The sequence below is a fragment of the Gammaproteobacteria bacterium genome (genome assembly GCA_041395725.1).
Taxonomy (GTDB): domain Bacteria; phylum Pseudomonadota; class Gammaproteobacteria; order Pseudomonadales; family Pseudohongiellaceae; genus NORP240.
Genome location: JAWKZW010000001.1, coordinates 1,968,118 through 1,981,548, shown reverse-complemented (window position 1 = coordinate 1,981,548; position 13,431 = coordinate 1,968,118). Strand labels below are relative to the sequence as shown.

11 protein-coding genes are annotated in these 13,431 nt (G+C 56.4%); 2 read left to right on the top strand and 9 right to left on the bottom strand.

Translation table 11 applies throughout. The annotated features are described in order from the left end of the window. Positions 1–187 precede the first annotated feature (187 nt). Positions 188–943, bottom strand: a complete 756-nt coding sequence (locus tag R3F50_08725; protein ID MEZ5490388.1) for a peptidase — start codon at positions 941–943, stop codon at positions 188–190. Between the two features lie 364 nt (positions 944–1,307). Between R3F50_08725 and R3F50_08720 the strand changes: the two genes are divergently transcribed. Further along, positions 1,308–3,086, top strand: coding sequence for an alpha/beta fold hydrolase (locus tag R3F50_08720; protein MEZ5490387.1), 1,779 nt, complete (start codon positions 1,308–1,310; stop codon positions 3,084–3,086). Positions 3,087–3,154: 68 nt separating this feature from the next. Then, positions 3,155–4,162, top strand: coding sequence for a cyclase family protein (locus tag R3F50_08715; GenBank protein ID MEZ5490386.1), 1,008 nt, complete (start codon positions 3,155–3,157; stop codon positions 4,160–4,162). Here R3F50_08715 and R3F50_08710 read toward each other — a convergent pair. From R3F50_08710 to rbfA, 8 genes are all read right to left on the bottom strand, one after another. Further along, positions 4,146–4,388 carry a hypothetical protein gene (locus R3F50_08710; GenBank protein MEZ5490385.1) on the bottom strand — a complete coding sequence of 81 codons (243 nt, stop codon included), beginning with the start codon at positions 4,386–4,388 and terminating at the stop codon, positions 4,146–4,148. The two genes, R3F50_08715 and R3F50_08710, sit on opposite strands and share 17 nt — an antisense overlap. After that, positions 4,378–5,796, bottom strand: coding sequence for a putative sulfate exporter family transporter (locus R3F50_08705; GenBank protein ID MEZ5490384.1), 1,419 nt, complete (start codon positions 5,794–5,796; stop codon positions 4,378–4,380). Before R3F50_08705 ends, R3F50_08710 begins: the two co-directional genes overlap by 11 nt. Positions 5,797–5,892: 96 nt before the next feature. After that, the gene (locus tag R3F50_08700) at positions 5,893–6,927 is read right to left on the bottom strand and encodes a peptidyl-alpha-hydroxyglycine alpha-amidating lyase family protein (protein ID MEZ5490383.1); all 1,035 of its coding nucleotides are present in this window, start codon (positions 6,925–6,927) and stop codon (positions 5,893–5,895) included. A gap of 42 nt (positions 6,928–6,969) precedes the next feature. Continuing rightward, complete coding sequence (locus R3F50_08695; GenBank protein ID MEZ5490382.1) at positions 6,970–9,087, bottom strand: M13 family metallopeptidase; 2,118 nt, start codon at positions 9,085–9,087, stop codon at positions 6,970–6,972. A 274-nt stretch (positions 9,088–9,361) separates the two neighbouring features. Then, positions 9,362–11,485, bottom strand: a complete 2,124-nt coding sequence (pnp, locus tag R3F50_08690; protein MEZ5490381.1) for a polyribonucleotide nucleotidyltransferase — start codon at positions 11,483–11,485, stop codon at positions 9,362–9,364. A 69-nt stretch (positions 11,486–11,554) separates the two neighbouring features. Continuing rightward, entirely contained in the window at positions 11,555–11,824 is a 270-nt protein-coding gene (gene rpsO / locus R3F50_08685) for a 30S ribosomal protein S15 (protein MEZ5490380.1), read from the bottom strand. A gap of 173 nt (positions 11,825–11,997) precedes the next feature. After that, entirely contained in the window at positions 11,998–12,951 is a 954-nt protein-coding gene (gene truB / locus R3F50_08680) for a tRNA pseudouridine(55) synthase TruB (protein MEZ5490379.1), read from the bottom strand. A 55-nt stretch (positions 12,952–13,006) separates the two neighbouring features. After that, positions 13,007–13,429 (bottom strand): 30S ribosome-binding factor RbfA, encoded by a 423-nt coding sequence (gene rbfA / locus R3F50_08675; protein ID MEZ5490378.1) that lies wholly within the window; start codon positions 13,427–13,429, stop codon positions 13,007–13,009. Positions 13,430–13,431 lie beyond the last annotated feature (2 nt).

The window sequence follows — 13,431 nt, the reverse complement described above, 5'->3', positions numbered from 1 at the left end:
CCCAATCATTGCATAAATTCTTGGCCCAGGACCGCTTCGCTGCTTCCATAGCAGCATTTCCAGCGCCGTACTCAATTTTTCTGGATATCACGTAGAGTGACTACGCTCAATCCACAAAAATCTCCGTGCGACGCTGGAAATACTACTCTGAAAGCTCCTGACCTCAACAATTTATGCAATGATTGGGTTAAATGATGCGGGACTTGTCGATTATCGGAGAATCGGTGGAATCTGCCCAGGTAAGTGAAGGCATAAGATGGAAGGCCGCCTTGAGGCGTTCGTCCCAGGCCCGGCCGATGTCACGCAGAAACTGGCTGTCGGCCTCAAGCTTCTGATAGCCGTTCAGTACCAGGCTGTCGCTCCGGTAGACCTGTAACTCCACCGGAGGGCCCACCATGAGATTGCTACGCATGGTGGAATCCATGGAGATCAGTGAGCAGAGCGCACAGGTATCAAGGCTGGTTTCCGGCGTGAGAATGCGGTCCAGAATCGGCTTTCCGTACTTGCTTTCACCGACCTGCAGAAACAGAGTATCGGAGGAAGTCGTAATGTGGTTGCCCTGCGGATAGACCAGCGCTAACTCATGCTCGCTGCCTGCAATCTGACCACCAATGATGAAGCTGGCATCCATACCCTTCTTCTCACCATGGCGAAGTTGTTCAGCGCGACTCAGCTCACCCAGGTAGTCAGCTGCCTGCTGCACGGTTGGTACATTCAGCAGGTTAGTCGGCGCAGCGTCGCGAATATCGAGTCTGACCCGGGTTATGGTGGCCTGAGCAGTGGCCAGGTTTCCGGCGGCCAGGATCACGAACTGGCGCTGCCCGTCGCGGCCGAAGCGGAACATCTTACTGTAAGTGCTGATCCGATCGACTCCCTGCATGGTACGGGAATCAGAACAGAACACCAGGCCCTCATTTACTGATATTGCCAGGCAATAGCTCATCCGCTGACCCAGGTTTGAAAAACAATTTCCGAGCATACCCCGAGAATTGCTCGCTGAATAGCCCTGCTGTCATCCTGGCGGCCTGATTCTGAACTGAGGCAGCTATCAGCAACTGCCTGCCGGCTACCGCGCCGGTAAAATGGCTTCGTTTTACAGATCAATAGTAGTAACCTCAGTAACGCCCTGCCTGTCTCGGAGCGCACAGGGAACAACCCCGAAACTCCGGCAACTGGGGCCATAACCCGGCTGCAGGGCAACCCGCTTGAGAGCGAAGAACCCACTGGGGCGATTGGTAGATCGAGTAGTCGGTAATCGGTAATCGGTAATCGGTAATCAACAGACAAAAACAACAAGAAACCATACCATGCGCTCTCACTTCAAACTGCAACCCTCCTCCACAGCACTGCTCGCCCTTTCCCTGTTTCTGGTGTTTGGCGGAGGCCTGCTTGCCTGGCTGGTACAGACTGACTTTGGCGCTGTGGAAGTGCTCGATATCCGCTTTCAGAGCGACAGCGGCGCTACGCTAAGCGCTTTGCTTTATGTGCCGGACGGCGTAACCGCTGCCAACCCGGCTCCAGGTGTACTGGCGGTCCATGGTTACATCAATTCCCGCGAGACCCAGTCACCCTACGCCATTGAACTGGCCCGGCGGGGTTACGTGGTGCTGAATATGGACCAGCGGGGACATGGCTACTCCGACCCGCCCGCCTTTGCCGACGGATTCGGCGGCCCGGCCGGACTGAACCACCTGCGCAGCCTGGACTTTGTGGATACCGATCAGGTCGCCCTGATCGGCCACTCCATGGGGGGCTGGACAGTACTCAGCGCGGCCGTGGCGATGCCTGATGCCTACCAATCGGTGATTGTTTCCGGCTCGTCCACCGGGACCTTCGGCGTACCCGCTGGCGATACCAGTTTCCCGCGTAATTTCGGCCTGGTGTTCGGCCGCTTCGACGAATTTTCTCCAACCATGTGGGGAGCCAGGGCGGGGTCGGAAGTTGGTGACACCCGACGCCTGCAGCAGCAGTTCGGGGTAACGGAAACGGTTCAGCCAGACCGGCTCTACGGCAGCCTCGCCAACGGCTCCGCCAGAATGCTTTACCAGCCGAATCAGACACATCCAGCCAATCACATTACGCGCAGCGGCGTGGCACCGGTTATCGACTGGGTTCAGACCACCACTGCCGCACCCAACTTTCTGGAACCATCCGACCAGACGTGGTTGTTGAAAGAAACGGGCACCCTGTTGTCCCTGGTGGGCGGACTCCTGTTTCTGTTCGCCGGCGGCGGTCTGCTTGCCCGCCTGCCGCTTTTCCAACCCCTGCTGAAGAGCCCGGCCAGCCCGACAGGGATCAGCGGTAACCGCTGGTGGCTGGCGGCCGGGGTGTTCATTGCCATTCCGGCGCTCACGTATTTCCCGTTCCAGGGTGCAGCTGCCGCCATCCCGACAAGTGCCTGGTTTGGCCAGAACCTGACCAATGGTTTCATGATCTGGGCTCTTGGCAACGGGGTAATCTCCGGCCTGCTGCTGCTCGGCTGGCATTTTGTTCTGGGCGGCAGGGAAGCCGGTAACAGTTTCACCAGCTTGGGCCTGACCTGGCCGGCCGGCCAACGCCTGCGTGTTGTCGCGTTGACACTGTTGCATGCCACCCTGACAGTCGGAGGCCTGTATCTGCTGCTGGCGACAATTCATTTTCTCTTTACTACGGATATGCGCTTCTGGGTGATTGCCCTGAAACTGATGAACTCGGTCCAGCTTCATGAATTTCTGGTATACCTGCTCCCTTTTACCGGATTCTTCGTAATCACAGGCAGCGTACTCCATGGGCAGATGCGAGGTGCAGATCAGTCTGCAGACATTGGCATTTCGTTGCTGCGCAACGCCGTTCTGATGGGGATGGGCATCGCGCTGCTGCTTGCTTATCAGTACCTGCCATTGTTTGTCAGCGGCGCGCTGGCCATTCCCTCACAGGCGTTGCTGACAATCATGGCTCTGCAGTTCGTTGTTCTGCTGCCCTTGACAGGATTGATTTCAACCTGGTTTTTCCAGCTTACCGGCCATGTCTATACCGGTGCGCTTATCAATGCGCTGCTGATAACCTGGCTGATTACCGCCGGCCAGGCTACCCACTACCCCTACTAGGGAACTTCTGCTCAACTTAAGCAGAAGTTCCCTGACACCCACCGCACTGCGGTAAGGAGACTTGCGAAATGTTCAGTAAATTCATGAAGCTGCAACTGCTGCTACCTTTGCTGGTCCTTGGTATTGCCGACCCTGCAGTGGCGCAGCGTAATCACAGCATTACCAGCACGGCAGACTTTGAGCGCGCCATGGAGGAGTTGTCCAATTGGGGACGCTGGGGAGATGAAGACGAGATGGGCGCATCGAACCTGATTACACAGGCAAAACGTGTCGCCGCCGCCTCGCTGGTTACCGAGGGGATTACCGTCTCCCTCGCCCACGATGTCAATCAGGAAAAGGCCGTCGATGCTTCCACGGTGCTTACCCGAGAAGTATTGCGGGTAAGCCCCACCGGCGCCTCTGACCGCTATCAGTATGACGGCAGCTATCACGGCACAATCCATAGCCACCTGGATTCACTGGACTGTCACATCATGTATGAAGGGTTTGGCTACAATGGTGTCAGCTATCAGGCCGTGGAGGCCGCAGGTGAGTGTCCCAGCGGCAGCATCCATGCCCAGCGCAACGGTATTTTCACCCGGGGTATCCTGTTTGACGCTACCCTGCTACCAGGCGAGGCCACCGCGGATGGCTGGCTGGAACCGGGGACCGCAATACACTACGAAGACCTCCTGGAGCTGGAGCGCATCCAGGGCGTCACCGTGCAGCCCGGCGATGTCATTCTGCTGTACACCGGTCGCTGGAAACGGCGGGAAGCGTCAGGCCCCTGGCCTACGTCCCAGGGCGTAGCCGGTTTTCACGCCGACGTAGCCTACTTCCTCAAGGAACGGGGAGTCTCATTTATCGGTCACGACATGTGGAATGACGTGTCACCCAGCGGTGTCCCCGGCATCGCTCTGCCACTGCACAACCTGGCGCTGGTGTCACTGGGGGTGGGCATTTTCGACAACCTGGACTTCGAGCAGCTGGCGTCTATCTCGGCGCAACTGGGCCGTTATGAGTTCCTGTTTACTGCAGCTCCCCTGCGGATCAAGGGGGGCATGGGATCGCCACTCAACCCTATCGCGACATTCTGAATCCGCCTCCGTTGACCTGCAGACTGGCCCGCTGAATGGCTTGCAGAGCAACCCGGCTGTCGGTGTAAAACAGCGCCGCCGGGTCTATATCCTGCTCCTGCATTACCTGTATCTGGCGTTCCAGAACAGGCAGCTGACCGGTCGCCACGATAATACCCTGGCGCAGCAGCACCAGGGTGATGACGAACAGCGGTATGGTAACCAGCGCCTTACGACTAGAGCGCATTGGTGATATCCGGGAAGACTTTGTAGAACATGATCCAGGCCATGAGCAGGGTCAGGCACAGGTTAAGGCTCTGACCGCACACGTAGAGGATCAGTGGCCTGCCTCCGGAAAACTGTCCGCGCAGCTCCTTGAAGTTGGTGGACAGCCCGATGCTGGCGAAAGCCAGGGCAAAAAACCAGCCTCGCAGATCGGAAGTGAACTCTATCACCGCACCTTCCATCAAAATGACTGCAACCGCCTCGCCCAGCACCTCGTAGAGCAGGGAAAACACCAGGCTCGCGCCGATAAAGCCCAGCACAAACTTGGGGAAACGAATCCAGATTTCGGCGGCGGTTACCTCCTTTCCCGCGCTCTTGTCGACTTTGGCTGTCCAGTAGACCGCGACGCCAAAGGCAAGCACGCCGATCAGAATGTTCTGAATCATCTTGATAGTCGCCGCTACGTTCAGCGCCGTGTCGCCCAGAAAGGCTCCCGCTGCAACGACGGCGCCGGTCGCGTCAATTGTGCCTCCTATCCAGGCGCCACCCAGAACTTCAGGCATGCCAACGGCCGTGATAAAGGCTGGCAGGGCGACCATCATGACCGAGGTGAACACCATCGACAGCCCAACGGCCGTGGTCAGTTCTTCTTTGCTCGCCTTGCAGGCCGCTGCGGTGGCGATCGCAGCCGATACACCACACACAGACATGTCGGCGCTGATGGTGATATTCAGTGTCTTGGAGCCGATCTTCAGAACTTTCTGGCCAAACCAGAAAGTGGAAATCAGCACAATCGGCGTGACGATCCAGGCAACGAAAATCCCCGGCAGACCGATCGCGAGAATCTTGCCGAACAATACTTCGGCGCCCAGCATAATGAGGCCGGTCTTGATATACAGTTCATGCTTCAATGCCGGCCTGAGAAAATCAGGGATCCCCACGGTGTTACTGATAACCAGCCCAAGAATAATCGCCCACAAAGCGTAGCCCAGGCCCAGGTCACGGAATTCCTGCTGGTTGGCAATAAAAAACGCCAGGGTAGCGACGCCAAACACGGCCAGGAAGCCCTTGAAAAAAGCACCGACGTTCTCTTTCAGCAGGGCGGCCCCGGCTCCGAACAAGGCACCAAAAACTATCAGCAGGCTGATACCGAAAATCAGGGTGTCGAATGAGAATGCAGCAAAGGGATTGACACTCCAGCGCCCCGGTCGCGACGCGTTGGCCAGCGAGTTCAGGAACTCGCCTCCGGCATTGATAAAGCTGTTCTCAGCCATCCAGCTTTCGGTGCTGAAACCCGCCGACTGGCTTGCCTGGGTAACCGAATCGCTGACACCACCGAGCGGCGCCAGCAGGAAAATCAACAGGGCGACTGCCAGAATCACAGCGCCTGACAGGATAGCAACCAGGTCTTCAGTCCAATTCTTATTCATCGTGTTGTCTCCGCGGGACCGGGGATTCAGGAAACCTTGGCGTTACAAATCCAGCGGCATCAAAAGGATCTTTACTGGTAAGGAATCTCTCACTGATCAGCGCCGTATAAACTTCCTGACATTGGACTCCGCCACCTCGGCGGCGTACAGATTTCCGTCATTGTCAGCGGTTACACCTTCGGCATGGCTGGTTGTGCCGGCAGGATCAGTCACTGGATCCGGAACGAACTCAGTGACGAATCCGTCGCTCACACTGCCAATATAAATACCGCGCCGCCAGCCTGGATTGCGAAGGTTTCCGGTGTTGGATTCAGAATCCGCCGCGTACAGAATATCGTCCGCATCGATATACACATCGCTGGGTCGACCGAACTGGGTCCAGGTCATCAGGTGATTGCCCTGCTGGTCAAAAATCTGCACCCGGCTGTTGCCACGGTCAGCCACGAACAGTCGGCCGCTGGAATCCATAGCCAGCGCATGGGGTACCCTGAACTCGCCCGCCTCTGCGCCGACCATTCCCCACTCCATCAGGTACTCACCGGCGCTGTTGAATTTGACGATTCTGTTGTCGGTGGAGGTGTTATGACCGTCGGCCACGAAGATATCTCCATTCGGGGCTACCAGGACATCATTGGGCGCATTGAAATAATAATGACCACTGCCCTGGACACCGGCAATACCCAGGCTCATCAGCAGCTCACCTGCGGGGCTGAATTTATGCACTTGGTTACCCTTCCGACCTTCCCGGGCGATTGCCGCGTCAGTCACCCAAAGGTTATCTTGCTGATCCACGAACATGCCATGGGGCCAGACAAACAGGCCCGCACCGAAGCTCCTGATAATATTGCCGGCGGAATCCATGAGAAATACCGGGTCTATATCCAGGCGGTCTTCGCAACTGCCTGGCCCACGGTTACCGCCGCACCGGTCAGCGACCCAGATACGATCGCCACCCGCATAGTGAATGGCGCTGGCGGCGCCCCAGGATCGACCGCCGGGCAGATTGCCCCAGGCGCCTTCGCCACGCTGATAAGGATTCGGCAGCCCGCTGCCGGCCGTCTGCGCAATCGAAAGCGGGGTCAATAGTAACAATCCAGCCAGTAAACAGGCTGACCTGCACAGGGTCTGCATGGGAATCTCCTTTTTCAGCTTCTCTTCAACTACCGTGATCGGTTACCAGATTCTTACCCGCTCATCCGGCGCCAGGTACAGTGAGTGATCCGGCTGCACATCAAAAGCCCGGTACCAGGCATCCTGGTTTCTCACTACACCGTTAACCCGATACACCGCCGGCGAATGAGGGTCTGACTTAAGTTGCGATACCAGTGCATCTTCTCTGATCTTTGATTGCCAGACCTGAGCCCAGGAAAGAAAAAAGCGCTGATCGCCAGTGAGGCCATCGATAACAGGTGGCTCTGCACCGTTCAGGGCGATACGGTAAGCGCGATAGGCCATCGACAGCCCACCCACGTCACCGATGTTTTCACCCAGAGTGAAGCTGCCATCGACGAAATTACCTGGCACCGGTTCGTACTGGTTGTACTGTTCCGCCAGCATGGCCGTACGTGAATCAAAGGCCTCGCGCGCCGCATCAGTCCACCAGTCCCGTTGAATACCCTGGTAATCGGACTTGGAACCCTGGTCGTCAAAGCCATGGCCCATTTCGTGGCCGATAACAGCACCGATGCCGCCGTAGTTAACAGCAAGGTCCGCGGCCGGGTCAAAAAACGGCGGCTGCAGTATGCCAGCCGGAAAGACGATCTCGTTGAACGAGGAATTGTAGTAGGCATTAACCGTATGGGGGGTCATTCCCCATTCCTCGCGATCAGTAGGCTCACCCAGTCGATTGACATTATCCCAGTAAAAGAATTCCCGCACATTGCGCGCATTCCCGAACAGGTCGTCACGGGTGATCTGAATTGCACTTAGATCTTTCCACTCGTCCGGGTAGGCGATCTTGGGGCGGAACGATTCGAGTTTAAGCAGTGCTTCCTGCCTCGTTTCATCGTCCATCCAGTCATTCTCGTTGATACTCTGCCCCAGGGCCGTGCGCAGGTTTTCGACCAATTGTTCCATCTGTTGCTTGGCGGATTCCGGAAAGTAGCGATCGACGTAAACACGCCCAAGGGCTTCACCAAGGCTGTTCAGTGCTCCGACCCGCGACACTGCCCGCTCCCATCTGTCCCGTTGTTCCGGGACCCCACGCAGCACCGTGGAATAGAAATGGAAATTCTCGTTGTCCAGCGTCTCGGACAGAATACCGGCGTTGTTGCTGATCAGGTGGTAGGTGAGATAGCTCTTCCAGTCTGCCACGGGCAGTTCATTGACCATGGCGATCACCGGAGCCATGGCGCTGGGGTACTGGACGTTGAGTTCGTCAATCTTCGACACATCAACACCGGCGGCGAGAAAAAACCGGTCCCAGTCGAAAGCGTCGTAGGTAGCCTTGAAATCCTCATAACTCATCGGGTTATAGGTAAGATCGCGATCACGACGTTGTGCCCGGGGCCACATGTGCTCGGCGAGCCGGGTCTCCAGGGCCAGCACGGTATCTGCCTGCGCGGCACCGTCCATCTGGCCGGCCAGCGTCAGTAATCGATCTACATGGCTGATAAATTCCTGACGGATTTCCTGGAATCGTTCCGTGTCCAGCAGGTAATAGTCGCGATCCGGTAGACTGATGCCGGTTACCACCAGGCGCAGCTGATTTATGTCGGGATCAACGCGATCTGGCCCCACACCGAACCCGATAGGACTGGAGCCACCCAGCAGACCGGCTCGCCCCAGTACAGCAATCAACTCTTCCCGGCTCTGGATGGCTGCCACTTCAGCGAGTGTGGGTCGCAGCGGCTGAACACCCAATGCGTTCAACCGCTCGGTATCCATGAAGCTGAGGTAGTAGTCCGCGACTTTCTGCTCCAGGGAACCGGCCATCGGCTCGCTGTTGACCAGATCCTCGACAATGGTTCGGATACGCTCATCAGAACGATCGCGCAGCGTATCGAAAGCACCGTAACGGCTTTTATCCGCAGGTATTTCAAAATTGTCTGCCCAGGCGCCGCTGGCATGGCGGAAAAAGTCATCGCCAGGGCTGGTCTGCAGATCCCTGCTGGCCAGTTCGATACCCCAATCACCCAGCACCGCGCCCGCCGCACTGCTTTCCGCGGCGCCTGACTCAGTGTCCGCCTGTTGGACCGCGGTGGTCTCGACATCGGATTCGCCTTCCTGTTGCGCTGGACCGCAGGCGCTCAGCAATGCGGCAGCACAACCAATCAGTAGGTGTTTACTCATTTCCATTTTTTACTCTCGCAGTTAGAGAATGGTGAAGATTTCGCCAGCACCGGTTGGCGACCCTGGGGCAGCCTCCTGCCAGTGCTATCTGTGACAGGATTTGTGAGCCGCTTCCGGATGTTATTGGATGTTGCTCGGGAAGGTCTCGAAAACCCGATAGACCGCAGGTATTTCTGGATTATTCCCCCAAGGCAGGGACAAAGTAAAATCCCGAATAGAAAAAACCCGGCCTCCTTGCGGAGACCGGGTTTACGATTACCTGCAAAGCGAGAGATTACTCAGCGGCTTCGGCAGCAAATTCCTGCTTTTCTTCCTCACTAATCTCCTTGATGCTGAGCTTGATGCGTCCACGCGCATCCAGGTCCAGCACTTTCACCAGCACTTCCTGGCCCTCGGTGAGATATTCGTTGATATTCTCGACCCGGTCCTGGGAAATCTGGGATATGTGTACCAGCCCGTCCTTGCCAGGCAGAATGGTGACGAAGGCACCAAAATCCACGATACGGGCGACTTTGCCCTGATAGATCCGGCCCACTTCGGCTTCCGCGGTGATCGCTCGAATAGCATCCAGCGCCGCATCGCGGGAGACGGAATCCTCACCGTAGATACGGATATTGCCGTCATCATCGATGTCGATGGAAGCGCCGGTATCCTCGGTAATCCCTCGGATCACAGCGCCACCTTTACCGATTACATCGCGGATCTTGTCCGAATCAATCTTCATGGTCGCCATGGAAGGTGCATTCTCGGAGACCGTATCGCGGGATACTGAAATGACCTTATTCATCTCACCCAGGATGTGCAGACGAGCCTCGTTGGCCTGTTGCAGGGCGATTTCCATGATCTGTTCGGTAATGCCCTGAATCTTGATATCCATTTGCAGTGCGGTAACACCCTGGCTGGTTCCCGCGACCTTGAAATCCATGTCGCCGAGGTGATCCTCGTCGCCAAGAATGTCGGTCAATACGGCGAATTCGTCCCCTTCCTTGATGAGACCCATTGCCACACCGGCAACCGGTGCACTGAGCGGAACGCCAGCATCCATCATGGACAGACTGGAACCACAGACCGACGCCATGGAGCTGGAACCGTTGGATTCCGTGATTTCCGAAACCACGCGAATGGCGTAGGGAAAATCGTCTTCCTTCGGCATAACCGCCATGACACCGCGCTTCGCCAACCGACCATGGCCGATTTCGCGACGCTTGGGGCCACTCATGAAACCGGTCTCACCCACCGAGTAGGGAGGGAAGTTGTAATGCAGCATGAAGCTGTCTTTCTTGGTGCCTTCCAGCCCTTCGATCATCTGGGCATCGCGAATAGCGCCCAGGGTTGTGACAACCAGTGCCTGTGTTTCTCCACGAGTAAACAAGGCCGACCCGTGAGCCTTGGGCAGAACACCGATCTCCACCTCGATGGCTCGCACAGTCCGGGTATCACGGCCATCGATCCGCGGCTGACCGGAAATAATCCGATTGCGAACGATTTTCTTCTCCAGAGCGCTGAACACGTCAGACACTTCGCTGCCTGAGACATCGGTATCAGCAGTGGCAAACTGCTCGATCGCTGCCGCCTTCAACTGACCGACCGCATCGTAACGCTGCATCTTGTCGGAGATCTGATAGGCCTCGGTCAGACGCCCGGAATAGGCCTCCGCCACGGCATCTTTGAGTACCTGGTTGGTTTCCGCCAGCTGCCAGTCCCAGGCCGGTTTACCAGCCTCTGCCTTCAGCTCATTGATCGCATTGATAACGACCTGCATTTCCTGGTGGCCAAACAGCACTCCACCCAGCATCTGGTCTTCGGTGAGCTGCTTGGCTTCCGACTCAACCATCAGCACGGCAGAGCCGGTGCCGGCAACCACCATATCCAGCAGTGATGTCTGGAGCTGCGTACTGCTGGGATTGAGAATGTAGCCTTTTTCCGGGTCAAACCCGACGCGGGCACCACCTATTGGCTCCAGGAAAGGCACTCCCGAGATTGCCAGTGCCGCCGAGGCGCCGATCATGCCGGCGATGTCCGGATCATGCTCCTTGCTGGCCGACATGACCGTTACAACCACCTGCACCTCGTTCATGAAACCTTTTGGAAACAAGGGCCGAATCGGTCGGTCAATCAATCTTGATGTCAGGGTTTCCTTCTCGGTTGGACGACCCTCGCGCTTGAAGAACCCGCCGGGAATCTTGCCCACGGCATAGGTCTTTTCCTGGTAGTTCACCGTCAGCGGGAAAAAATCAGCTCCCGGATTGACAGTTTTTCTTCCAACAACGGTTGCCAGCACCTGGGTATCTCCCATTGTGACAACAACTGCTCCAGTCGCCTGCCTAGCTATTTTACCCGTTTCCAGAGTGACGGTATGGTCTCCATACTGGAACGTTTTGCTTACTGGATTAAACATAATATTTTCCTAATTCTGCTCGAGCCATGCGTTTGCCTTCCAGCATGGCTACTCTGATTCATTTTTTATTTATCGACGCAGACCAAGACGTTTGATCAGGGAAGCGTAACGCTCCACATTTTTGCGCTTGAGATAATCGAGTAACTTTCTGCGGCTGTTCACCATTCGAATCAATCCTCTACGAGAATGGTGGTCGTGAGCGTGCTCCTTGAAATGCGCCTGCAGTTGGTTAATGTTTTCTGTCAGGAGTGCAACCTGGACCTCGGGTGAACCGGTGTCGCCCTCTTTGGTTGCATAGTCCTTGATAATCGCTTCTTTCTGTTCAGCTGATAAAGCCATTTGATTTACTCCAAATTAATATGCGATTAATAAAAAGCTGCTCTGGCAGTTTTCTGCCGGGACAGCAACCTCCCTGTCGAGCCAGAGTAACCACGCATATTAGTAGTCACCTGGTCGTCCAACTCGAGAAATTCAAAATGATCGCCTGATCACCCTGAACTTCCCGCGAAATTCTACTGATCTGTTTCTTCAGGCACCAGCAGCCGCTTTGGTGCCACGCGCCCGTCATCGAGGATACTCCCTATCCCGATGAACTGCTCTCCCTGGTAGAGCCTTACAAGCCCCTCGGCCGGCAGATGCCTGACCAGAACCGGCTGCCCCTGCTTGATCCAGCCAGCCGTAACTTCGGGCAGCGTCACCTCGGGCAGATCACTCACCGCTCTGTCCATAGGCACCAGAAAACTATCGATGCCACTGAAATCCTCCTCGTCTCTGCCCTGGAGAGATTCTTCCAGTTGTTCCAGCGTAACGCTGTCACACTCCCTGAAGGCTCCAGCCTGGGTACGCCTGAGGGCTTTCACATGTGCCCCACAACCCAGCAGGTTGCCGAGGTCATCAGCGAGGGTACGTATATAGGTACCTTTGCTGCAGTGCACATCGAGCTGTAATTCCCTGCCATCCAACCCTAACAGACCGATACTGTAAATCGTGATTTCCCGGCCGGCCCGTTCTACCTCTTTGCCCTCTCTCGCCAGTTTGTACAATGGTACGCCCTGTTGCTTGATGGCGGAGAACATCGGGGGCACCTGCTCGATGGTACCGATAAACTGTGTCAGGGCCTTTTGCACCTGCTCTTCAGTGACGGCAACCTGCGCTTCCGACTGAGTTATCTCGCCTTCCGCATCGCCAGTATTGGTCCTGACGCCCAGTTCAATCAGCACCTCGTAGCGTTTGTCGGAATCCAGTAAAAATTGCGACAGCTTGGTGGCCTCACCGAAACACAGGGGCAATACCCCCGTGGCCAACGGGTCGAGACTGCCTGTGTGCCCGGCTTTGCGGGCACGGTACAGCCATTTAACCCGCTGCAGCGCCTGATTCGAGCTCAACCCCCTGGGCTTGTCCAGCACCAGAATTCCGTTAACAGGTCTGCCCTTTTTCCTGCCTTGTCTTTGTCTTGCGCTGCCCAACAGCCCTATCCCTTCTCGTGCTTACCCGACCTGTCTTACCTGCCTGACCTTCAACTCAGGAGTGCAGATTCTTGTCGGCTTCCAGCGCATTGTCGATAAGCGAGGAAAGACGGTTACCCTGGCTGATAGTGGCGTCGTAGTGAAACTTCAGTTTGGGAGTAGTCCGCAATTTCAAACGCTTCGCAAGCAGGCTGCGAAGATAGCCCGCAGCCTTGTTAAGGGCCTTCAGGTTTTCCTCTACTTCCAGTTTGTCCAGTTCGCCCGCAGCGTTACTTCCCGCACTGTCCCCCTCGCCCCCTTTCGGAGAATTGAGAACAGAGACGTACACGTTGGCGTGACCAAGGTCCCGACTCACATCGACACCCGTCACCGACACCATGCCGATTCGCGGATCATTAATTTCCAGCTGAATAAGCACCGCCAGCTCTCGCTGAATAAGGTCAGCTACCCGTTGTATCCTGGGTGATTGTTCTGACATGT

Coding starts and splice junctions, on each gene's coding strand:
- R3F50_08725 (MEZ5490388.1), bottom strand. CDS start 943: ATGAGCTATTGCCTGGCAATATCAGTAAATGAGGGCCTGGTGTTCTGT.
- R3F50_08720 (MEZ5490387.1), top strand. CDS start 1,308: ATGCGCTCTCACTTCAAACTGCAACCCTCCTCCACAGCACTGCTCGCC.
- R3F50_08715 (MEZ5490386.1), top strand. CDS start 3,155: ATGTTCAGTAAATTCATGAAGCTGCAACTGCTGCTACCTTTGCTGGTC.
- R3F50_08710 (MEZ5490385.1), bottom strand. CDS start 4,388: ATGCGCTCTAGTCGTAAGGCGCTGGTTACCATACCGCTGTTCGTCATC.
- R3F50_08705 (MEZ5490384.1), bottom strand. CDS start 5,796: ATGAATAAGAATTGGACTGAAGACCTGGTTGCTATCCTGTCAGGCGCT.
- R3F50_08700 (MEZ5490383.1), bottom strand. CDS start 6,927: ATGCAGACCCTGTGCAGGTCAGCCTGTTTACTGGCTGGATTGTTACTA.
- R3F50_08695 (MEZ5490382.1), bottom strand. CDS start 9,087: ATGAGTAAACACCTACTGATTGGTTGTGCTGCCGCATTGCTGAGCGCC.
- pnp (MEZ5490381.1), bottom strand. CDS start 11,485: ATGTTTAATCCAGTAAGCAAAACGTTCCAGTATGGAGACCATACCGTC.
- rpsO (MEZ5490380.1), bottom strand. CDS start 11,824: ATGGCTTTATCAGCTGAACAGAAAGAAGCGATTATCAAGGACTATGCA.
- rbfA (MEZ5490378.1), bottom strand. CDS start 13,429: ATGTCAGAACAATCACCCAGGATACAACGGGTAGCTGACCTTATTCAG.